We start from the raw sequence: 21,985 nt of genomic DNA, 5'->3' as shown, positions 1-21,985 counted from the left end.
CACCGCGGTGGGTGGCTGGTTGGTGGCGGTGATCGACAGAGTCAGCGCAGTACTGGTCTTGGAGCCAACCGCGTCGGTCGCAATCACCGCAACGGAGAGGGGGGTGCCTGCGGTCAGGCTCTGCCCTGCCTTCAGAAAAACCGTGGCGCTGGTACCCGTAACCGTACTCAGACCAAACTTTGCAGCATCTGGCCCCGTGAGACTTAGAGCTACCGAGCTTCTGCCGTCATCGGTCACTGCTACGGAGGCAATGTCGATCTGCGCACTCTGCGTATCCGGTACCGTGCTCACCATCTGAGTCAGATTGACCGCCGTCGGCGCGACATCGGCCGCCGCCACCGTGATATTTAATAAGTTACTTTGTACCGCCTCGACGGCAGCTGTCGTGAGACTATCTGCGGACACAAAGACCCGCAGAGTCTGACCTGCCGTTAGTGACTGGCCCGCGCGCAGCCGCAATTCCGAGCCAAATATCTCAAAAAGCGAAGCGTCTGCACCGCCCAACGTGAGAGAAGCCACGGAAGCGTCTGATCCCAAATTAAAAACGAGCCCGATGTCCGCAACTTTTGTGGTACCGGATGTACCGGCCTCAACGCTTTGGACCGCGTTGTTGAGAGAAGTAGCTGTAACTCGTACCGCGTCAGTTAGGGTTGGAAATGTAAAATCCAAAAGACCGGATACGATTGCAGAATTGCTAAGTTCATCAACAGTCGAAACGCCGTCAGAGTCGTAGCTCTGCGCAGCAGCGGCATCAATCGCAGCTACACTGCCGGAGCCGCCGTTGGTGAGCACAGCCTGGCCGAAGGCATTACGAGCCCCACCGGTGGTACCTGGCGCTTCAGTTGTATGGCAAGCTGCGCAATGCGGCCCGGACTCCGTAGAACTGCCCACATTGCTGCCTCGAGCTCGGTGGAAGTTCCACCAATCTCCATAACGTTGCGCAAAGGCACCGCCATTAGAATTGACGTAGGTCGAACTTGCGCCCGCTTCGTTGAGCGCCATTGAACCTAAAAGCAACGCCGCTGCAGAATATAGGACATACTTACTGGCTAGCGGCCGGTCATTATTGATCACACTGACGCATGATTCTAACGTATTGCTTGGAGACGCAAAGAGCTTCAGCCCCGCCGCGCCCTCGCCTGACCATCGATCGGATCCCGTCGGCCTATCAGATTTCATGCGCCTCCCCCCCGTCCCACGACGACGCCGGCATGTTGTTGCCGTCTCTCGTCAGGATACCTTGCTTACGAAGGTTTGAGCGCCCGTTAGCTTCGCATAATCTATCCACTCAATGAGCGCAACACTCTCCAAAACCAAGAAAAGCGAGAGGGATTGCCGTGACCCGACTCAATGTAGTAAGATTGGAAGGCTAAGTCGGCCCCCCGAGTGCAGTGGAGAGGACGCCGACGGCGGGTCCGTCTCGTGGAATGATTGGATCGCCGATTATGTCGACTCGAAATAGATGTTGAAACGGGTTATCAGTGCCCTTGTCTCAGCGACGCTAATCGCGCTGCCGGCCCAGGTTATGGCGGGCTTGATGATTGTCTCTTCGCAAGGCCCGTCGGCCGATCGGTTCCGCGTTGGGACTGTCATTCCCGAGGATAGCGACATCGTCTTGCGGAAGGGCGATGAGATCACTCTCCTCGACAGCGGTGGAACCATTTCACTCAAAGGTCCCGCACATCTAAAGGACATTTCCCGCAGGCAATCGCACGAGCGCGCATCTGTTCTCGCGGTCCTCACACGCGAAGCTCGAAGCAAGCGCACTCGCATTGCGGCTGCAAGGGACTATCGCAACGAAGTTCAGCAGGCACTCGTTGCCGACAGCCAAGCAGCTTCAAGGGGCGTGAAAGCGCGTCGCTCGATGGCGCCCACCATCTGGCATATCGACCCCTCGCTTCCAGGGACCTGGTGCTATCTCGATCCTGAAGTGGAAATATGGCGCGCTGATGCGAAAGAAGGCTACGAGTTATACTTCTCGTCTCCCCACGCCGAGAGGATATTGATTCGTTGGAGCCAAGGCGAGAATTTCGCCTTCTGGCCGTATCGAGCCCCACTAGCCGACGGAGTCCGCTATTTCGTGCAGGCTCCCAACAAGTACGAGCACTATATTACGGTCCGTGAAGTGCAGATCGGCCAGAAGCTGGCCGATACTGTCGAACTGGCTCGGCTCTTAAGCGAGAATGAATGTTACTATCAGTTTGATTTGCTGACAGGGTAGCTAGGGAATGTTTGCAATCATCACCCTTTGGCGCAGCTTGCTGATCCTTACGGCAACTGTGGCCCTTGTAACGTCGCAAACGCCGGCGGCTGCGGCTGCGGCGCCGCGCATCGCGCTGGTTGTTGGGAACGCTGATTACGAAGCGATCACCGATCTGTCGAACCCTCTAAACGATGCACGATTGGTGCGACAGACACTGGAAGGGCTTGGTTTCGAGGTTCTATACAGAGAAAATGCGGATCGAGACTCGATGGAGCGGGTTATCAGCGCTTTCGGTCAGCGGCTTCATAATGCAGGTCCCTCCGCCGTCGGGCTATTTTACTACGCGGGACACGCAGTGCAGTCGAATGGCGAGAATTACCTTTTGCCGACGGATGTAGAGGCACGCCGAGAATCGGATCTTAGATTCGGTGCAATCCGAACCTCAGATCTCATGGCACAAATGGAATCGTCCGGCGTGAGTAACAAGATCGTGATCCTGGACGCCTGCAGAACGAGCCCTTACACGACCTCATTTGGTAAAAGCGGGTCTTCCGGATTAAGTCAGATTGGACTGGGGAATAGCGAGTTCTTTGTCGCCTTTGCAGCGACCGCCGGAAACATTGCTGATGACGGCAACGCAGAAAACAGCCCGTACGCACTAGCTCTCGCGAAGTATCTTCCATTCCCAGATTCGGAAATCTCAAACACCTTTCGCCTCGTACGAAACGAGGTGTCAGCTTCAACGAAACAGCGTCAGTTGCCGGAAATCCGCTCCACTCTGCGGCAGCAATTCTATTTCGCGGGCGGGTCGCCTGCCCTGGCTCAGCCTGACTTGGGCCCACCCACTGGAGAGGCGGAAGTGCGCATGGCCGCGGTCAATCAGGAGTCGATACTAGGCAAATGGTGTACGCCGGGAAGGTCGATGGGCCTCCAACTGGAGATCTCCGCCAATAAGATCCGCTATCAACTAGGGCGAGAGGGCACTGTGTTCGACATCAAGGGAATAAGGGTAAGCCCCGATGGAACGATCTTAGTCGACTGGAACAAAATGGGCGACACTGTGACTTTTGAATTTGGGGATTTTAGCGCTTCAGGGAAACTGATGACGCAAATGCGCGGCAAGAATGAGGGTGACGAGGATTGGAAAGAGTACAATCTTCGTTTGCGACGTTGCTAGCGGTTAGGCCCACTACAGCTGAAAAAAACGACCCGTTATGGTCATGTGATGGTGCGACAAACCTCGCGAGCTTTTTGTGGCACCGTCTCTGGCGGTCACAATTCGTCGTGTGGGCGGCCCTCCACCAGGACATCCAGGTCATATCCTTTTAATCGCGATGCGCTGGCGGCCCCCCCGGGGGAAGACCAACCACCTGAGTGTTTAACATCCTGCCGTAGGAGTGATCGCACTGGCTTATTTTGTTGGCGCGAGAACGACTACTATCGACACGTTGTCAGATATTCGCCTGAAGATAAAAGCGGAGGTAACGGAGCGTCCGCTTGTCGGCGACTGGGCTCTGTTCCCGAACGACCAAATTTGGGCGCGAAGCGGACCTAAGAGAACTCAATCCTCCACATAATCCCCCCACTTTCTCTTGGCTTTGGGCCGCTTCCGGTCCTGAACGAACGCCTCGAGGGTTTTGCCCTCGCGCGAGGCGCCCTCACGGTAAGAGCGATTCTCGAGCTTCGCCTTGTAGCGGGGAGGGAAACTGTCGTTGATGATGTCGAATATGCGCTGCTCCAACTGCCATTCCTCTAGCCAGCGGGCCTTTTGTTCGTCTGAGCGCGATCGCCGATACCTCTCGGCGAATGATTTCACCTCTGCCTGGGCCTCGTCACGGCGGGCAATGCGCTCATCCCACGATCGCTTCTCCCGCTCGTCCAGCGGCCCCTCGGTCCGCACGTGGCCGGTCCGCATGTCGATGATGACGTCCTCAGGGTGCGGAACTGGATCGGGTTCATCGATGCCGAGCTTGCGGCGACGCTCGAGTTCGTCGGTCCAGCGCTGCTTGTACTCGAACGCGTTCTCGAGTGCGCTGTAGTGGTCCTTCGTACGCCGCTCCTCCACCTCACGCACCAGTTCCGCGAGCGCCCGCTGCGACAGGCGGCTTCCCTTCATGGCCGAGATCGCGAGCGAGCGCATCGCCGCCTGGATAGCCGGCAGCTCGATGACCCTGTCGCCTTCCCTGATCGTCACCGGGCGATAGGCTTCCTCGAGAATGAGGCTATCTGTCGGCTTGGTCGCCGGATCGTATGGCTTGGGCCTGTTCTTCGCTCCTCGCGGGCGGCCACCGGGATTACCCGATCTGCCCTTCTGGAACCGGTGCTGGGAAGGCGGCTTGCCGTACCCGACATCGTACGGGACCGGCAGGTTGCTGTTGCCCGCCGGCTTGCCGTCTCGCTCCTCGCCTTCCTCAGCGGCGATTGCCTTGCTCGCCATCACGCAGCCTCGCAGCCGAGGTCAGTACCAAGGCGGGCCTCCGTGACGGCTTCGAAGGTTTCTCCCGTCACCGTCAGCGTGGCACGCTTGCCGGTGTAAGCTTCCCAGCGCCTGACAATGGTGTCGCAATAGAGCGGATCGTACTCGATGAGGCGTGCCGAGCGGCCGGTCTTCTCGGCAGCGATGAGCGTACTTCCAGAGCCGCCAAACGCATCGAGGACGATCTCCCCGCGCTTCGAGCAATCACGGATGGCATCGGCGATAAGCGCGACCGGCTTGACCGTCGGGTGCATCGCGAGCTCGTCAGAGCGGTTGGCGCCGATCGAACTGATCCCGGCATAGTCCCAGACGTTGGTGCGGTAGCGCCCGGTCTGGCCTAGTCCGAAGCTGTTGGTGTGCTCGGCCGCTCCCTGCTTGAACACGAAGATGAGCTCATGCTTCGAACGATAGAAGGCGCCCATCCCGCCGTTGCTCTTGTTCCACACGACGAGGTTCTTGAACTCGGTGAATGCCTCCTTGCCGGCAGCGAGCAGCTCGCCCATATGGCGCCAGTCCATGCAGACATAGGCGATGGCGCCATCGCGCATGACGCCTGCGATGTTGCCCAGGGTCGCGGTGAGGAAGCCCGTAAACTGCGTCCGGCTCATCTCGCCGGAGGCAAAGGCGAACTCGCGGTGCTTGACCGTGCCGAGCCCGCAGACGTTGCCGTCGATCTTCACGTTGTAGGGTGGGTCGGTGAACACGAGATCGGCCTTGTCGCCGCCCATGAGCGCCTCGAAGTCGACCGCGCTCCGCGCGTCGCCACACAGCAACTTGTGTCGTCCCAGGTGCCAGAGGTCACCGCGGCGCGAGACCGCGGGGCCGCTGGCGATGACGACGGCGTCGTCGGCCGCGTCGCGACCATCAGGATCGGCCTCGCCGGCTTCCCCGTTCGCGAAGTCGACCTCGGCCAGGCTGAACCCGGTCAGTTCCACGTCGAAATTGAGATCGACCAAAGCCTGAAGCTCGATCGCGAGGATTTCCTTGTCCCACCCGGCATTGAGCGCGAGCTTGTTGTCGGCAAGCACATAGGCGCGCCGCTCGGTCTCGGAGAGGTGCGACAGCGCGATGGTGGGCACCGTCTTCCACTTGAGCAGCTTCGCCGCTTCGACCCGGCCATGGCCGGCGATGATCTCGCCGTCGTCGGAGATGAGCACCGGACTGGTAAACCCGAACCGCTCGATCGAGGTAGCGATCTGTCTGACCTGCTTCTTCGAATGCGTCCGTGCATTACGCGCGTACGGGCGGAGCGACGTGATCGTCCGCTCGACAATTGCCTGAGTTAGTCCCGTCATCAGTGCCCCCTGTGCGAACCCTGCGCACAGCAAAGCGCGCCAGTTTCCACTAGCACAGGAAGCGAGATATAACTAGACCAGAACGGGAACATACATCGTACAAAAAGCACGGTCAACCGCATTTTTGTGGCTGACAGCGCGTGACTGAGACACGACGCTGGCACAGCTGCGCCTGATGTTGGCGCCTAGGCCAGCGATGATTCGGTACGACCGATCCCCTTCCGAAAGACCGAGCGCATTTTTTTCGCTGTTCCGGGCGACGTGATTCGCTGTTAGCCATTTGGCCGTTCGCTGATCGTGCATTTGTAATTCCCTGTTCTTCGCGCAGGGAAATTGCCTCAGGAAATGGCGGAATTCCGCGGTTTCCGAAGCCTCGAAAGCCGACGGAATGACCTCAAAAACGGTGTTTTCCCTGTAAATTCCCTGTAAGGCAGGGAAAACAGGGGCGAGACTGGTTCGCTCAGGACTGCGTCACGCACCACTCTTGCTCCCGGATCGGTTTCGCAGAGACCCTGTATTCGATCGGTGCGCCGCCTTCGCCTTGTGGTCGCTAGGCGGCGACGGCGTGTTCGGCAACTTGGCCTATTCGTTGACTTGGTTCGCGTTGGCCGCCCTGTGCGTCTTCGGTCTGGTCATAATCTACCGTTTGCGTTGATTGGGGTTGCGCCTCACTCCGGTCGGGCATCGGACCGCTCCGCGGCCAGCCAATCTTCGAGCATGCCCACCAATTCCGCCATGAATGGATAGCTGTCGCGTCGCACGAACCCGGCATCCTGCGCCGCGTCGACCGAATTGGACGAGCCACGCGCGGCGAGGGCGATCGCGTCGGCGAGGGCAGATGCCGTGAGCGAGTCGACCGAGATTATGTTGGGATGGAAGCCGGAAAGATCCTTGCAGGTGTAGCTGTTGGTCACGGTTCGCAGACCGAAATGTGCCATCTCGAGTGGCGGGTAACTCGGATGCGGGGATGCCATGAGCGCTATCCCGACCGAACTCGTGAGCATCACTTCGGCATATTGCGGTAGGGTGAGCTTGCCCAGCGAGACCAGGCGCCGCCCGTTGCCCAAATCGACCGGCGCGTGCGGGGTCCCGGCCGAAACCAGCTCCCAGTCTGCGAACTCGGGATGCTGCTCGTTCCATAGCATCAACGCGCGCACGATCGCTGGGAAACAATTCCGCTCGGCACCCGGACGGCCATAGACGAGCACTCGCCTCTGCCGCGCACTTTGGCTCACCTGAGGCAAATAGGATCGAAGCGCTTCGTTGATCACGGGCTCGAACGTGAAGCCATGTTCGACCCGGTGTCCAAGCAACTCGAAGTAATTTCTGAGCGAGGAGCTGTTGAAGATTCCCCACACCCGCGACGCCTCGGAATAGGCATCGCGCGCTAACATGTGGGCGCTCGAAAACGGCTCGAACTGGGGCTCGTACTCCTGAATCATGTAGACCATGGGAGCGCGAGGCATCCCGAACATTTCGGCTTGGCCATCGATCAATGCGCGAAGGTTCAACAGGCACCACCAATTGAACGGGAAGAACAGGTCGCCCCGTCGAACGGAAATCTCGCCCTCCTTGAGTGGCAGCAATCGGAAGGAAACGTCCAATGGCTCCACACCGTGCCGCCGTGCGGCCTTGTCGGCTGCCGACGTGTCGGTGTCCCGCGCCGGCTCGCTTAGAATGATCCGAACGTCGCACCGCCGCCGTTTGCGCAGCCGCGCCAGCGTCTCGAAAAAGATATCGAGGCCGGTGGTAATGCCTCCGAACTCGCTGTGCGGCGAAAGGTTCGGGAGCATCAGGGTCAAGCGAGAGACATTGGAAGAGTCCTCGACGGCGCGAAAGTCGCGAAGGACGACATCGTCGGTTGGCGGGGCCGCCAGTGCCGAACGCACGGCGATGACCTTCTCACGCAGGAAGACCGGAGCGTACCTTTTTAGCGCCTGGCGCATCGCAACGCCCCGTGATTGCTCATCTCAACAGCTCTTCCTGCAGTCTCGAGTGCGGCCATAACGGGACTGCTTCCGAGGTAAAAGTCCTCTAACGATAGGCGATTGCCGGCCGCATGAGGCGTGATAACGGGCTGTTCGTTGTTTGGTTGACTCCGCACGAAACGCTTGACTTTCACATATAACGATATCTTTATATGATCGTGTCGATCGAAACGGTCATGCGTGCGCTGAGCGACCCGACCCGGCTGCGGATAATGCGACTGATCGGGACGATGGAGCTTGCCGTTGGGGAGCTGGCACATGTCTTGGGTCAAAGCCAACCCAGGGTCTCGCGCCACGTGGCGATCTTGGCCGATGCCGGAATCGCCGAGCGCAGAAGAGAGGGCAGCTGGGTTTTTCTCCGGCAGTCCAACGCCGTCGGCCAGCGTACCGCTCTCTCTGCCGCCCGGTTGCTGGCCGCCGCGGAAGAAGAAGATATCGCCTTCGCACGGATCTGCGCCGACGACCGCCGTCATCTGGCGGCTATCCGGGATGCGCGCGAAAAGAGCGCGGCCGAGTTTTTCGCCCGCCACGCGGCGGAATGGGATCATCTACGTGCCTTGCTCGCTCCGGCGAAAGCGGTCGAGCGGACTTTGGTCGCGGCGCTCGGCAGGTCCGAGCTTGGCATGGTGCTCGACGTAGGGACCGGCACGGGGCGTATCGCCGAGCTTCTCGAGCCTGCCGCCGAAAGGGTTATCGGGCTGGACAAGAGCCCCGAAATGCTACGGTTCGCGCGCGCTCGCTTGCAGCATCTTCCCGCCGGAAAGGTAGAGCTGGTGCAGGGAGACTTTACCGCGCTGCCGTTCGAGCTCGCCAATTTCGACACGGTCGTCTTTCACCAGGTCCTGCACTATGCGCATCAGCCCGAGTATGCAGTGGCGGAAGCCGCCCGCGTGTGCCGCCCGGGTGGCCGGATAGCGATTGTAGACCTTGCCGCGCACGCGCGCGAAGAGCTCCGCCGCAGCCACGCGCACGTTCGGCTGGGCTTCGCGGACGATCAAATGGAGCTGATGCTTGCGCGCTTTGGCTTCGAGCCTATGCCTGCGACCACCGTCGCAGGCGGCGAGCTAGCAGTGAAGGTCTGGACAGCCCTGCGTCGCGAGCCAGAGTTGTCGCGCATCAGGGGCGACGCCGCTGCGCCGCCATGTCGGGCCGCCGGTCGATGAACGCTGAAATTGCCCACGCCCAGCCGCTTTACGCCTCGCTGCCCGGCGACATTGGCGTCAGCTTCGAATTCTTCCCGCCGAAGACCGAGAAGATGGCCGAGACGCTGTGGGACAGCGTTCAGACGCTCGCGCCCCTCGGCCCGGATTTCGTTTCGGTGACGTACGGCGCGGGTGGCTCGACCCGCGAGCGCACGCACGCCGCAGTCGAGCGGATCATCCGCGAGACGCATATCCCGGCCGCGGCGCACCTCACCTGCGTGGACGCCACGCGCGACGAGATCGACGCGGTGGCGCGAGCATATTGGGATATCGGTGTGCGGCACATCGTCGCCCTGCGTGGCGACGTAGCGGAACCCGGCGCGGCTTACGCACCTCATCCCCAGGGCTACGCCAATGCCGCAGATCTCGTGGCCGGCCTGAAAAGGGTCGCGCCATTCGAGATTTCCGTCGGCGCTTACCCGGAAAGTCACCCGGATTCGACCGACGAAGCGGCCGATCTCGACAACCTCAAGCGCAAGGTCGACGCCGGGGCGAGCCGCGCGATCACCCAGTTCTTCTTCGAGCCCGAATGCTTCTTCCGCTTCCGCGACAAGGCTGCCGCCGTTGGGATCGACGCCGAGATCGTGCCCGGCGTGATGCCGGTGATGAGCTTCGCCAGCATCCAGCGCATGAGCGGGCTGTGCGGCACCGCGATTCCCGGCTGGATGGAGACACTCTTCGACGGGCTCGACGATCGCCCCGCCGCGCGCCAGCTAGTCGCAGCGACGGTCGCTGCCGAGCTGTGCCGCCGGCTTTATGCCGGCGACGTGCGCAAGTTTCATTTCTACACTCTCAATCGTGCCGAGCTGAGCTACGCCATCTGCCATCTGCTCGGCGTGCGGCCCACTCCACAACCTTTGGGAGACCGCCCATGACGCGGCGTGAACAATTCCTCGCCGAGTGCGCCAAGCGCATCCTCATCACCGACGGCGCCTTTGGTACCGAGATCCAGAACTGGAAGCTCGCCGAAGCCGAATATGCCGGGTCGCTGGGCCTCAGCCACGATCAGAAGGGCAACAACGACATCCTCGCGCTGACCAAGCCCGAGGTGCCCGAGGCAATCCACCGCGCCTATTTCGAGGCCGGGGCGGACATCGCCGAGACGAACACGTTCTCCGCCAACCGCATCAGCCAGGCCGACTATGGCGCGGAAGGCTTGGTGCGCGAGATCAACGTCGAGAGCGCCAAGCTGGCGCGTCGGCTCGCCGACGAGTTCGCTCAAGACGGCCGCCCGCGCTTCGTCGCCGGGGCGATCGGGCCGACCAACAAGACGTTGTCACTCTCGCCCGACGTCGAGGACCCCGGATATCGCGAGATCGACTGGGATACGCTGGTCGACGTCTACCGCGAGCAGGCCGAGGCGCTGGTCGAAGGCGGGGCGGACTTCATTCTGATCGAGACGGTGTTCGACACGCTCAACGCCAAGGCCGGGGCCATGGCGGTCAAGCAAGTCGAGCGCGCGCTGGGCCGCGAAGTGCCCGTGATGCTGTCGATGACGCTCACTGACCTTTCGGGCCGCAATCTTTCGGGCCACACGGTGGAGGCGTTCTGGCACGCGGTGCGCCACGCGAAACCGCTGACGATCGGCCTCAACTGCTCGTTCGGCGCGACCCAGCTGCGCCCGCACGTCAAGACGCTCGCCGAGATCGCCGACGCGCCGATCATGGTCTATCCCAACGCCGGCCTGCCCAACGAACTCGGCGCCTACGACGAGCAGCCGAGCGAGACCGCCGCGTTCGTCCACGAGTGGGCCGAGCATGGACAGGTGAACGTCCTAGGCGGGTGCTGCGGCTCGACCCCGGCGCACATCAAGGCAATCGCCGACGCGGTGCGGGGCCTTGCGCCTCGCCAACTGCCGCAGCCGCCGGTGATGACTCGCCTTGCCGGACTGGAACCCTTCACGCTCGCTGCCTGACAACCCTGGAATTTTCTTTGAACACCGCTGCATCCTCGCGCTTCGTCAACATCGGCGAGCGCACCAACGTCACCGGGTCGGCGGCGTTCAAGAAGCTCATCATGGCGGGAGACTATGCGGCGGCGGTCGAGGTCGCGCGCAGCCAGGTCGAAAACGGCGCGCAGGTGATCGACGTCAACATGGACGAAGGCCTGCTCGACGCGGTCTACGCGATGACCACTTTCTTGAAGCTGATCGCCGCCGAGCCCGACATCGCCCGCGTACCGGTGATGATCGACAGTTCAAAGTGGGAGGTGATCGAGGCGGGCCTCAAGTGCGTTTCCGGCAAGCCGATCGTCAATTCGATCAGCATGAAGGAGGGCGAGGCGGCGTTCCTCGAGAACGCCCGCAAATGCATGGACTATGGCGCCGCCGCGGTCGTGATGGCGTTCGACGAGACCGGCCAGGCCGACACCAAGCAGCGCAAGGTCGAAATCTGTCAGCGCGCCTACGACCTCCTCACCGGTATCGGCTTTCCCCCCGAAGACATCATCTTCGATCCCAACGTGTTCGCGGTGGCGACCGGGATCGAGGAGCATGACCGCTACGCGCTCGACTTTATCGAGGCGGTCTCCGAGCTCCGGCAGCTATGCCCCCACGCGCATTACTCGGGCGGGCTATCGAACTTGAGCTTCAGCTTCCGCGGCAACGAGACCGTCCGCCGGGCGATGCACTCGGTGTTCCTCTACCACGCGATCCCCGCAGGGCTCGACATGGCGATCGTCAATGCGGGCCAGCTCGACATCTACGACCAGATCGATCCCGTCCTGCGCGAGGCGTGCGAGGATGTGATCCTGATGCGCCGGCCGGACTCGACCGAGCGGCTGATCGCGCTTGCCGAAAGCTACAAGGGCAAGACCAAGGAAGACGAGAAAGCCGCCGAGGAATGGCGCGGCTGGGAGGTCTCGCGCCGGATCGAGCACGCGCTGGTCAAGGGCATCGACGCTTACGTGGTCGACGACACCGAGGAAGCGCGGCAGGCTTTCGCGCGGCCGATCGAGGTGATCGAGGGCCCGCTGATGGACGGCATGAACGTCGTCGGCGACCTGTTCGGCAGCGGCAAGATGTTCCTGCCGCAGGTGGTGAAGTCCGCCCGCGTGATGAAGAAGGCGGTCGCGCACCTCATTCCCTTCATCGAGGCGGAGAAGGAGGCTTCGGGGCTCGCCGATACGTCGAAGGGCAGGATCGTGATGGCGACCGTCAAGGGCGACGTCCACGACATCGGCAAGAACATCGTCGGGGTAGTGCTCCAATGCAACGGCTACGAAGTGATCGACCTTGGCGTGATGGTCCCGTGGTCGAAGATCCTTGAGACCGCCAACGACAACAACGCCGACATGATCGGTCTGTCGGGCCTGATCACACCGTCGTTGGACGAGATGGTCACTGTCGCCGAGGAAATGGCGCGCGCGGGGATGACGATGCCGCTGCTAATCGGGGGAGCGACCACCAGCAAGGTCCACACTGCGCTGCGCATCGATCCCAAGTACGATGGGCCGGTGGTTCACGTGCTCGACGCCAGCCGCGCAGTCGGGGTCGCCAGCCGTCTGCTGAGCGACACCCAGCGAGATCAGTTCGTGACGGACACCGCAGGCGAGTACGCCAAGGTGCGCGAGGCGCGCGAGGGCAAGGCGCAGAGCGTGCTGCTCACGCTCGATGAGGCGCGGGCGAATTTCTACGACCCGAACTACGCCAACAAGCCGGCGCCGCCCGCACAGCCCGGGGTTCACGTGTTCGAGGACTGGAGCCTCGCTGACCTGCGTGAATACATCGACTGGACGCCCTTCTTCCGCGCTTGGGAGTTGCACGGCAACTACCCGTCTATCCTCGACGATGAAGTGGTCGGCGAAACCGCGCAGAGCCTCAAAGCCGATGCGGACGCAATGCTCGACAAGATGATTGCCGAGAAGTGGCTGACGGCGAAAGGCGTTGCCGGCCTGTGGCCATGCGCGCGCGATGGCGACGACGTAACCATCCACCTCGTCGAGGAAGAGCGCCATGTGCTGCTCCCGTTCCTGCGTCAGCAGGTCAAGAAAAGCCGCGACCGCGCCAACATGTGCCTGGCGGACTTCATCGACCCCTCGGGCGACTGGATCGGCGGGTTCGCGGTGGGTATCCACGGCATCGAGCCGCACGCCGCGCGCTTCCGCGAGGACAAGGATGATTACTCGGACATCCTGCTCAAGGCCCTAGCCGACCGGCTCGCAGAGGCGTTCGCCGAGCGACTGCACAAGCACGTCCGCACCGATCTGTGGGGCTACGCGCCTGGTGAGCAACTCACCAACCAGGCGCTGGTGAAGGAAGAATACCGCGGCATTCGCCCGGCGCCCGGCTACCCCGCCTGCCCGGACCATAGCCTCAAGCCCACGCTGTTCGAGTTGCTCGACGCGACAAATAGCACAGGCATCACGCTCACCGAGAGCTTCGCCATGCTGCCGACCGCAGCGGTGAGCGGATTCTACTTCGGCCATCCCGAAGCCGAATATTTCGGCGTTGCCCGTATCGGCCGCGATCAGGTCGAGGACTACGCGCAGCGGCGCGGGGTTTCGCTCGAGCAGGCCGAACGGTGGCTTCGTCCCAATCTCGATTGACCGGGCTGTTTTGATCGCGCAGGGGCTGCGCGTCGCCGGAAGCGATTCCGACGTCCGCCATGGGAGAGCGCCTCGTTCGCGGGGACGCCGAAGGAGCAACCGCCCCGGAAACTCTCAGGCCCAAGGACCGTGGCGGGCCGTGCGATACTCTGGAAAGCGTCTCATCGTGTCGATGGGGCCACCGACGGTGTAAGCCGGGCCCGCGCCTGGCCAAACTCTCAGGTTTCCCGACAGAGGGGGCAGCGGTTGCAAGATGGCCTCCCCGGCCATCGGCCGCGCTGTCGGGGTATGCGCGTGAGCGATAGCGACGAGACGATAGAAACCGAGGCCCTGCCGCTCGACGCGTGGCATCGTGCGCAAGGCGCGCGGATGGTGCCGTTTGCCGGCTACGAAATGCCGATCCAGTACGAAGGCATCATGGCCGAGCATCTGTGGACCCGCGAGCACGCGGGCCTGTTCGATGTTAGCCACATGGGCCAGCTGATCGTCGAAGGAGAAGGCGCTGCCGAGGCGCTCGAGGCGATCCTGCCGGGCGACATTTCCGCGCTCCAGCCGGGCCGCATCCGCTATTCGCTACTGCTCGCCGAGGACGGCGGCATCCTCGACGACCTGATGGTCACCAACGTCACCCCGCCGGGCGGCGAAACCGCGCGATACTACGTCGTGGTCAACGGCGCGACCAAGTGGGACGACATCGCCTTCCTGCGCGAGCATTTGCCCGACGAGATCACCCTGACCCATCTCGACGAGCGAGGCCTGCTCGCGTTGCAGGGGCCAGAGGCGGCTGCGGTCCTAGAAAGCGTGATCCCCGGGGCGACCAACGGCCTCTACTTCATGCAGGGCACCTCGGTGGAGTGGCGCGGCGAGGCGCTGGGCATTGGCCGCGGCGGGTACACCGGCGAGGACGGGTTCGAACTGTCGTTCCCCGCCGAGCGGCTGACCGAGTTGGCCGACGCACTGATCGCCGACGCGCGGGTGCGCCCTATCGGCCTCGGCGCGCGCGACTCGCTGCGCCTCGAGGCGGGCTTGCCGCTCTACGGGCACGACATGGACGACACGCTTGATCCGGTGGAGGCGGGCGCATCGTTCGCCATTTCGAAGCGACGCCGCGAGGAAGGCGGATTTCATGGTTCGGAGCGCATCATGGGGGCGCTCCAGGATGGCCCGGCCAAGAAACTGGTGGGCTTCACCGTCGACGGCCGCGTGCCGGTGCGCGAGGGCGCGATCGTCTATTCGAGCGATGCGCCTGTTGGCCGGATCACCTCGGGCGGCTTCGCGCCCAGCGTCGGCGCGCCGATCGCGATGGGCTATGTCGAAACCCAATACTCCGCTCCAGGCACTCCACTGGAGGCCGAGGTCCGCGGCAAGCGCGTGGCGCTCACCGTCGAAACGATGCCCTTCATCGCCCACCGCTATCATCGCAAGGGAGCCCAGAAATGACCCGCTATTTCACCGAAGATCATGAATGGATCGAAGTTGACGGCGACACCGCCACCGTCGGCATCACCGACTATGCGCAAGGCCAGCTGGGCGACATCGTCTTCGTCGAGGTGCCGGGCGAAGGCACGTCGGTAGAAAAAGGCGGCGAGGCCGCGGTGGTCGAGAGCGTCAAGGCGGCGAGCGACGTCTACTCGCCGGTCAGCGGCACCGTGACCGAGGGCAATCCCGCGCTTGAGGACGACCCCGCGCTCGTCAACACCGCGCCGGAGGGCGACGGCTGGTTCTTCAAGCTGCAGATCGCCGACGCCGGACAGCTGGACGGCCTGATGGACGAAGGTGCCTACAAGGCCTTCTGCGACACGCTCTAAACCCCAGCGCTTCGTGCGCGCTCCAGAGGTTCAACATGCGTTATTTGCCCCTGACCGACGCCGATCGCGGCGAAATGCTTAGCGTAATCGGCGCCGCCGATGTCGATGCGCTGTTCGCCGATGTCCCGGCCGAGCATTACCTCAAGTCGCCGGTCGAAGGCTTGCCTTCGCGCGCCAGCGAGATGGAGGTCGAACGGCACATGCGGCGGCTGTCCAAGAAGAACCTCGCCGCGGCCGACGCCGCGTTCTTCGTCGGGGCGGGGGCCTACCGCCATCACGTGCCGGCCACGGTCGATCACCTGATCCAGCGTGGCGAGTTCCTCACCGCCTACACGCCGTACCAGCCCGAGATCGCGCAGGGCACGCTGCAGATGCTGTTCGAGTTCCAGAGCCAGGTGGCGCGGCTCTACGGCTGCGCGGTGGCGAACGCATCGATGTACGATGGCTCGACCGCGTGCTGGGAAGCGATCAGCATGGCGGGGCGCGTCACCAAGCGAAAGCTGGCGATCCTCCATGAGGGGCTGCACCCGCACTACGTTTCGACCATCCGTACGATGGCGAAGTTCACCGGCGACGAGATTTCGAGCAGCGTGCCGACACTCTCGGCGGAGGGCGGGGCAAAGGCGCTGATCGAGCAGATCGAGGCGGGCGAGCCAAGCTGCGTGGTGGTGCAGTATCCCGACATTCTCGGGCGGGTTTACGACCTCGCGCCGATCGCCGAGGCGGCGCACAAGAAGGGCGCGCTGTTGATTGCCGTCAGCACCGAGCCGGTGGCGCTCGGGGCGCTCAAGTCGCCGGGCGAGATGGGCGCGGACATTGTCGTCGGCGAGGGGCAGTCGATCGGCGTGGGCCTCCAGTTCGGTGGGCCGTACCTCGGGCTATTCGCCGTGCGCGACACCAAGCATGTGCGGCAGATGCCCGGGCGGCTGTGCGGTGAGACCGTGGATGCCGAGGGCAAGCGCGGCTTTGTGCTCACGCTCTCGACCCGCGAGCAGCACATCCGGCGCGAGAAGGCGACGAGCAACATCTGCACCAATTCAGGGCTTTGCGCGCTGGCCTTCACGATCCACCTCACCTTGCTCGGCGAGAAAGGGCTGAGGCAGCTCGCTGCGGAGAACCACCGCCTCGCCTGTCTGGCGGCCGACCGCTTGGCGAAAGTCCCGGGCGTGTCGGTGCTAAACGAAAGCTTTTTCAACGAGTTCACGCTGGTTCTTCCCAGCGATGCGAGGGCGGTCGTGCGCGAGCTGGCGGAGCGCAAGGTGCTTGCCGGGGTCTCGCTCGGACGGCTCTATCCCGCGGAAGAAGCGCTCGGCGGCGGCCTCGTGGTCGCGGTGACCGAAACGACCAGCGAGGAGGACATCGAGACCTTTGCCGCTGCCCTGCAGGAGGTGCTGGCATGAACGCGCCCAACCAGAGCGGCTGGAGGCCGGCGATGCATGAAGGTGCCAATGAAGCGCTTGATACGGCCACAGGCAACCGTGCATTGATGCTCGAAGAACTTTTGATCTTTGAAATCGGCACGACCGAAACCACCGGCGTCGACCTGCCGGAGCCCAGGGGCGGCACAAATCGCCTCGGCGACCTCGTGCGCGCCGAACCGATCGGCCTGCCCGGCCTGTCCGAGCCGGAGACGGTGCGCCACTATACCCGTCTCAGCCGGCAGAACTACGCCATCGACCTAGGGCTCTTCCCGCTCGGGTCCTGCACGATGAAGCACAATCCGCGCCTCAACGAGAAAGTGGCGCGGATGCCGGGCTTCGCCGACGTGCACCCGCTGCAGCCGGTGGACACCGTGCGCGGCGCGCTCGATGTGATCAACGAACTGGCCCACTGGCTGATCGAGCTCACCGGCATGCACGGCGTGGCGATGACGCCCAAGGCCGGCGCGCACGGCGAGCTGTGCGGCATTCTGTGCATCCGCGCGGCGCTGGAAGCTCGGGGCGACCCGCGCGAGGTTATCCTGGTCCCCGAAAGCGCGCACGGCACCAACCCGGCGACCGCTGCGTTCGCGGGCTATCGCGTCGAAAACATCCCAGCGACGAGCGAGGGCCGCGTCGACCTTGAAGCGCTCAAAGCCCGCCTGGGCCCCGACGTCGCCGGGGTGATGATCACCAACCCCAACACCTGCGGGCTGTTCGAGCGCGACATGAAGGCGATCTCCGACGCAGTCCACGTGGCCGGTGGCTTCGTCTATTGCGATGGGGCGAACTTCAACGCCATCGTCGGGCGCGTGCGCCCGGGCGACCTCGGCATCGATGCGATGCACATCAACCTTCACAAGACCTTCTCCACCCCACACGGTGGTGGCGGACCGGGCTCCGGGCCGGTGGTGTTGTCGGAAGCGCTCAGCCCCTACGGCCCGCTACCGTTCACCGCGCGACGGGCCGATGGCACCGTCGAGCTGATCGAGGAGGAGAATGCCGGCGAGGAGCATCCGCACACCTTTGGACGGATGTGCGCGTTCCACGGGCAGATGGGCATGTTCACCCGAGCGCTTGCCTATATCCTCAGCCACGGCGCCGACGGACTGCGGCAGGCCTCGGGCGACGCGGTGCTCAACGCGAACTACATCCTTCGCAGCTTGGAGGACGTGCTCGACGCGCCGTTCGGGCATAGCGGACCGTGCATGCACGAGGCGCTGTTCAGCGACAAAGGCTTCGCGGAAGGGCTTACGACGCTGGACCTCGCCAAGGGCATGATCGACGAGGGATTCCACCCGATGACGATGTACTTCCCGCTGGTGGTCCACGGCGCGATGCTGATCGAGCCGACCGAGACCGAGAGCAAGGCCGGCCTCGACCAGTTGATCGTCGCGCTGCGCTCGCTGGCAGAACGGGCTCGAGCGGGCGACGAGACGCTCAAGACCGCGCCGCATTACGCTCCGCGCCGCCGGCTCGACGAGACGCTCGCGGCGAGAAAGCCCGTGCTGGCCTGGTCCGAACCGGCCGCCCCGGCCGGCGCCCCAGCACCCAACGAGCAAGGAGGGCGCTAAACCCGTGTGGCAATCGCTGTTCACGCTCACCAATGTTGTCGCGCTGGCGGGGTGGGCAGTGCTGATCGCGCTACCGCGCAAGCCGTTTCCGCTGGCGCTGGTGCTGTATGGCGGCGTTGGCGTGCTGTGCCTTGCCTATGTGTGCATGTTCGCGGTGCTGTTCGGCGGGCTGGCCGATCCCGTGCGCGATGCGGGCGCGCCGCTGCCCGATCTTTCTAACTATTCGGTCGAAGGGCTGAAGGGCTTTTTCCGCTCGGAGGGTGGGATAGTCCTAGGTTGGACGCACTATCTGGCGTTCGACCTGTTCACGGGCCTGTGGATCGCGCGGGACGCCGATGCCAAGGGCTTCTCGCGGCTGGTGCAGGTGCCGTTCCTCATTGCAACGTTCATGGCAGGGCCGCTTGGCCTGTTCGCCTGGCTGCTGGTCCGCGAACGCCGGGCTCGCGCCGCCGGCTGGGCCCGCAAAGGAAAAACGCCCGCCGGCTGAACCGACGGGCGTTTCTTGCGACCACGAAGGGCTCTTAAGCGGCCCTTTGCAGTATTCGATCAGATCGCGCGGTCGCCGGCTTCGCCGACCGATTCCACGTCGCGGCCGAGGCCCTTGACGGTATTGCAGGCGGTAGCAGTGAAGGTGATCGCCGCCACGCCGAGCGCGAGAAGCAGTTTCTTGGCCATGGTTTGTCCCTTTTGGCTCGATTCGCTGAGTGGTCGAAGCACTCAACGGCACTTGTTGCACGGGGTTCCCTATTCCCCAACCATCGCGCGCGCCTTTTGCAGCGACAAGCGATGTTCCCGCCAGGCGATCAACAGACCAGCGCCGACGATCAGCGGCGCCCCGAGCCAGGTCGTCGCGGGGGGTAGCAGGCCGAATACGGCCCAACCGAACAGCGTGGCCCACAACAGCGACGAGTAATCCATCACGATCACGCTGGCGACCGCACCGTACTTGAGCGCGGCGGTGAGCAGGAACTGGCCCAGCAGCCCGAACAGCGCGAGCCCGGCAAGGAGCGCCCACTGGTAAGGCGTGTGCTCGGTCATCACGAACGGCATTGCCAGGCCCAGGGGGATCACGCTGAAGGCGGCGAACCAGAACACGATCGTCAGGGGCGCTTCCGTGCGCGCGAGGTCGCGGATCTGGATAGATATCAGCGCGATCATGAAGGCCGCCGACAGCGCCACGGTAGCGGCGAATCCGGGGATGTGCCCGTTCCCGGGTTGGGCAATCACCAGCACCCCGGCGAAGCCGAGCAGCACCGCACCCCACCGCCACGGGCCCACTCTCTCCCGCAGGAGCAGGGCCGAAAGGATCACCGCCCAGATGGCCGAGGTGAAGTTGAAGGTAGTTGCCTCGGCAAGCGGCAACAGCGTCACCGCGCCGAAGTTGAGGAACATCCCCACCGTACCGGTGATCGCGCGCCCGGCATGGGCCTTCAGCCGAACGCTTCCGAGTGCATGCAAGCGCCTGCGTAGGCCGAACCATAGAAGCAGCAGCGGCACGGTAGGAAGCTGACGCCAGAACAACGTCTCGGCGAGGCTGACGCCGGATTCGACCACCAGTTTCACAAACACCAGCATGACTGAAAGCACGAAGGCCGCACCGAGCCTGATCAGTAGCGCCAGCCCCGGGCGTTGGTCGGCAGCGGGTTCGTTCACCCGGCCCCCATAAGGCTACTGGCGGGCGGCGCAACGCATCCCATATTGCGCGGCGTGAACGTGACCCGAGAATTAGTTTTCGCCAGCGATGCCGAACTCGCTGCGTTCGTCGGAGCCGGTTTCCTGGTGCTCGCCGCGATCACCAGCATGGCCGAGCGCCGCAGGGTACGTCGCGAGCGCATCGACAAAGTGGGCTGGATGCCGTGGACCGGGTTGTTCCTGGTCTGTGCGGTCGTCGGCCTGACCCTCCTCGCGCTGGGCGCGATCGGGCTGCTCAAGGGTTAGAGGCAGGCTTCGAGGTAGGCTTGGTCGAAGCCGAACTGGCGCGCCTTTTCAAGCGTATAGGGGCGCAGGCCGCTCGAGCGGAACTCGCCGAGGATCTTGCCGTCCTCGCTCTCGTCGAGATACTCGAACTTGAACAGCTCCTGGGTGACGATCACGTCGCCTTCCATCCCGATCACCTCGGTCACGTTGGTCGTGCGGCGCGAGCCGTCCCGCAGGCGCTTGACCTGCACGATGAGGTCGACCGATTCCGCGATCTGGCGGCTGATGGCCTCCTTGGGAATCTTGATGTCGCCCATCAGGATCATGTTTTCCATGCGGCCCAGGCACTCGCGCGGGCTGTTGGCGTGAAGCGTGCACATCGATCCGTCGTGGCCGGTGTTCATCGCCGCCAAGAGGTCGAAGCACTCGGCGCCGCGGATTTCGCCCAGGATGATGCGATCGGGGCGCATACGCAGGGCGTTCTTGACGAGGTCCCCGATGGTGATGGCGCCCTGGCCTTCGAGGTTGGGCGGACGGGTTTCGAGCGGCAGCCAGTGCGGCTGCTGCAACCGAAGTTCCGCAGCGTCCTCGATGGTCAGCACGCGCTCGCCCGGGTCGATCATCTTCGACAGGGCGTTGAGCATCGTGGTCTTGCCCGAGCCTGTGCCGCCCGAGATGACCACGTTCATCCGGCACGCGCCGGCGATCTTGAGCGCAGTCGCCATCTTGTCGCTCATGCTGCCGAAATCGCGCAGCATGTCGATGGTGATGGGCTTTTCGGAGAACTTACGGATCGAGATCGCCGTGCCGCGCAACGATAGCGGCGGTACGATGACGTTGACGCGGCTGCCGTCCTTGAGGCGGGCGTCGGCGAGCGGCGTGGTCTGGTCGACGCGGCGACCGACCTGGTTCACGATGCGCTGGGCAATCTGGAACAAGTGCTGTTCGTCGCGGAACCGGATCGGCGCGACGACCAGCTTGCCCTTCTTTTCGATGTAGGTCTGGTCCGGCCCGTTGACCATGATGTCGGAAATGTCGGGATCGTTGAGCAGCTCTTCGAGCGGCCCGAATCCGAGCAGTTCGTCGATCAGCACCTTTTCGAGCGCGAACTGTTCGCGGCGGTTGAGGGTGACCTTAAGCTCGGCGAGCACCTCGAGGATGATCGGGCGGAATTCTTCCGAAAGCTCGTCCTTGGTCAGGGTCGCCGCCGCCTCGGGGTCGACGCGCTCGAGCAGGCGCGGGAGCACCTGTTCCTTGATCTTGTGGACGCTCGCTTCGAAGCCGCCGACCTGCTGCTGCTCGTGAACCGCGTTGGCGCGATCGGCGAGGCGGGCCAACGCGTCGTCGGGCTTCGCCGCGCCGCCGCTGGCAGGGCTCTGCGAGGCGAACTGTTCGTCGCTCGGCAGGGGCGGAAACTGCTCGCCGCCGCTCGGTGCAACGGGTGCGGCCGGAACGCCGCCCTTCATCGGGCGGGCAACACCGAACGACGGCCGGCTCGCGGGTGTCATCCCCCCGGGTCCGTTCCTGCGTCCGAATGCGCTCATCTAACAATCCCCCAC

The 21,985-nt window shown here is 63.4% G+C and carries 19 protein-coding genes and 1 riboswitch; of the genes, 12 read left to right on the top strand and 7 right to left on the bottom strand.

Annotated elements, in window-relative coordinates:
- The coding region (locus tag ACWPM1_RS12100; RefSeq protein WP_455695084.1) for a hypothetical protein at positions 1 to 1,074 on the bottom strand (1,074 nt) is incomplete at its 3' end.
- A gap of 451 nt (positions 1,075 to 1,525) precedes the next feature.
- Here ACWPM1_RS12100 and ACWPM1_RS12095 point away from each other — a divergent pair.
- Both ACWPM1_RS12095 and ACWPM1_RS12090 read left to right on the top strand, forming a co-directional pair.
- Positions 1,526 to 2,221 carry a hypothetical protein gene (locus ACWPM1_RS12095; protein WP_455695083.1) on the top strand — a complete coding sequence of 232 codons (696 nt, stop codon included), beginning with the start codon at positions 1,526 to 1,528 and terminating at the stop codon, positions 2,219 to 2,221.
- A 7-nt stretch (positions 2,222 to 2,228) separates the two neighbouring features.
- On the top strand, positions 2,229 to 3,380 hold the full coding sequence (locus ACWPM1_RS12090; RefSeq protein ID WP_455695082.1) for a caspase family protein: 1,152 nt from the start codon (positions 2,229 to 2,231) through the stop codon (positions 3,378 to 3,380).
- A 384-nt stretch (positions 3,381 to 3,764) separates the two neighbouring features.
- Here ACWPM1_RS12090 and ACWPM1_RS12085 read toward each other — a convergent pair whose 3' ends face one another.
- The 3 genes from ACWPM1_RS12085 to ACWPM1_RS12075 form a co-directional block, all read right to left on the bottom strand.
- Entirely contained in the window at positions 3,765 to 4,640 is an 876-nt protein-coding gene (locus ACWPM1_RS12085) for a DUF5681 domain-containing protein (protein ID WP_455695081.1), read from the bottom strand.
- Complete coding sequence (locus tag ACWPM1_RS12080) at positions 4,640 to 5,974, bottom strand: site-specific DNA-methyltransferase (RefSeq protein ID WP_455695080.1); 1,335 nt, start codon at positions 5,972 to 5,974, stop codon at positions 4,640 to 4,642. The genes ACWPM1_RS12085 and ACWPM1_RS12080 overlap by 1 nt, the downstream gene beginning before the upstream one ends.
- Positions 5,975 to 6,642: 668 nt before the next feature.
- A complete protein-coding gene (locus ACWPM1_RS12075; RefSeq protein ID WP_455695079.1) occupies positions 6,643 to 7,920 on the bottom strand; it encodes a rhamnosyltransferase WsaF family glycosyltransferase in 1,278 nt (425 codons plus the stop codon).
- A gap of 194 nt (positions 7,921 to 8,114) precedes the next feature.
- Here ACWPM1_RS12075 and ACWPM1_RS12070 point away from each other — a divergent pair, with 194 nt between their 5' ends.
- The 9 genes from ACWPM1_RS12070 to ACWPM1_RS12030 all read left to right on the top strand — a co-directional run bounded on the left by ACWPM1_RS12070 (position 8,115) and on the right by ACWPM1_RS12030 (position 18,996).
- The gene (locus tag ACWPM1_RS12070) at positions 8,115 to 9,125 is read left to right on the top strand and encodes an ArsR/SmtB family transcription factor (protein ID WP_455695078.1); all 1,011 of its coding nucleotides are present in this window, start codon (positions 8,115 to 8,117) and stop codon (positions 9,123 to 9,125) included.
- Complete coding sequence (gene metF, locus ACWPM1_RS12065; protein WP_455695077.1) at positions 9,122 to 10,039, top strand: methylenetetrahydrofolate reductase [NAD(P)H]; 918 nt, start codon at positions 9,122 to 9,124, stop codon at positions 10,037 to 10,039. The genes ACWPM1_RS12070 and metF overlap by 4 nt, the downstream gene beginning before the upstream one ends.
- Entirely contained in the window at positions 10,036 to 11,079 is a 1,044-nt protein-coding gene (locus ACWPM1_RS12060; RefSeq protein WP_455695076.1) for a homocysteine S-methyltransferase family protein, read from the top strand. Before metF ends, ACWPM1_RS12060 begins: the two co-directional genes overlap by 4 nt.
- A gap of 17 nt (positions 11,080 to 11,096) precedes the next feature.
- Positions 11,097 to 13,709: a methionine synthase gene (metH, locus tag ACWPM1_RS12055; RefSeq protein WP_455695075.1), complete on the top strand. Its 2,613-nt coding sequence runs from the start codon at positions 11,097 to 11,099 to the stop codon at positions 13,707 to 13,709.
- Positions 13,710 to 13,759: 50 nt separating this feature from the next.
- Positions 13,760 to 13,849, top strand: a riboswitch (glycine riboswitch).
- Between the two features lie 154 nt (positions 13,850 to 14,003).
- Positions 14,004 to 15,149 carry a glycine cleavage system aminomethyltransferase GcvT gene (gene gcvT / locus ACWPM1_RS12050; protein ID WP_455695074.1) on the top strand — a complete coding sequence of 382 codons (1,146 nt, stop codon included), beginning with the start codon at positions 14,004 to 14,006 and terminating at the stop codon, positions 15,147 to 15,149.
- Positions 15,146 to 15,517, top strand: a complete 372-nt coding sequence (gene gcvH / locus ACWPM1_RS12045; RefSeq protein WP_455695073.1) for a glycine cleavage system protein GcvH — start codon at positions 15,146 to 15,148, stop codon at positions 15,515 to 15,517. The genes gcvT and gcvH overlap by 4 nt, the downstream gene beginning before the upstream one ends.
- 35 nt (positions 15,518 to 15,552) lie before the next feature.
- On the top strand, positions 15,553 to 16,917 hold the full coding sequence (gene gcvPA, locus ACWPM1_RS12040; protein WP_455695072.1) for an aminomethyl-transferring glycine dehydrogenase subunit GcvPA: 1,365 nt from the start codon (positions 15,553 to 15,555) through the stop codon (positions 16,915 to 16,917).
- Positions 16,914 to 18,509, top strand: coding sequence for an aminomethyl-transferring glycine dehydrogenase subunit GcvPB (gcvPB, locus tag ACWPM1_RS12035; RefSeq protein ID WP_455695071.1), 1,596 nt, complete (start codon positions 16,914 to 16,916; stop codon positions 18,507 to 18,509). The genes gcvPA and gcvPB overlap by 4 nt, the downstream gene beginning before the upstream one ends.
- 4 nt (positions 18,510 to 18,513) lie before the next feature.
- Positions 18,514 to 18,996: an ABA4-like family protein gene (locus ACWPM1_RS12030; RefSeq protein ID WP_455695070.1), complete on the top strand. Its 483-nt coding sequence runs from the start codon at positions 18,514 to 18,516 to the stop codon at positions 18,994 to 18,996.
- Between the two features lie 59 nt (positions 18,997 to 19,055).
- Here ACWPM1_RS12030 and ACWPM1_RS12025 read toward each other — a convergent pair whose 3' ends face one another.
- The gene (locus tag ACWPM1_RS12025; RefSeq protein WP_455695069.1) at positions 19,056 to 19,184 is read right to left on the bottom strand and encodes an entericidin A/B family lipoprotein; all 129 of its coding nucleotides are present in this window, start codon (positions 19,182 to 19,184) and stop codon (positions 19,056 to 19,058) included.
- 69 nt (positions 19,185 to 19,253) lie between these two features.
- Complete coding sequence (locus ACWPM1_RS12020) at positions 19,254 to 20,162, bottom strand: DMT family transporter (protein ID WP_455695068.1); 909 nt, start codon at positions 20,160 to 20,162, stop codon at positions 19,254 to 19,256.
- A 54-nt stretch (positions 20,163 to 20,216) separates the two neighbouring features.
- Here ACWPM1_RS12020 and ACWPM1_RS12015 point away from each other — a divergent pair, with 54 nt between their 5' ends.
- A complete protein-coding gene (locus ACWPM1_RS12015; protein ID WP_455695067.1) occupies positions 20,217 to 20,447 on the top strand; it encodes a hypothetical protein in 231 nt (76 codons plus the stop codon).
- On the opposite strand, the gene ACWPM1_RS12010 is transcribed toward ACWPM1_RS12015, so the two are convergent.
- Entirely contained in the window at positions 20,444 to 21,970 is a 1,527-nt protein-coding gene (locus tag ACWPM1_RS12010; protein ID WP_455695066.1) for a CpaF family protein, read from the bottom strand. The genes ACWPM1_RS12015 and ACWPM1_RS12010 overlap by 4 nt on opposite strands.
- Positions 21,971 to 21,985 lie beyond the last annotated feature (15 nt).

The sequence above is a fragment of the Tsuneonella sp. HG249 genome, from assembly GCF_053819205.1.
The sequence above is the reverse complement of the archived record's forward strand: the minus strand, read 5'-3'. Positions and strand labels throughout refer to the sequence as shown.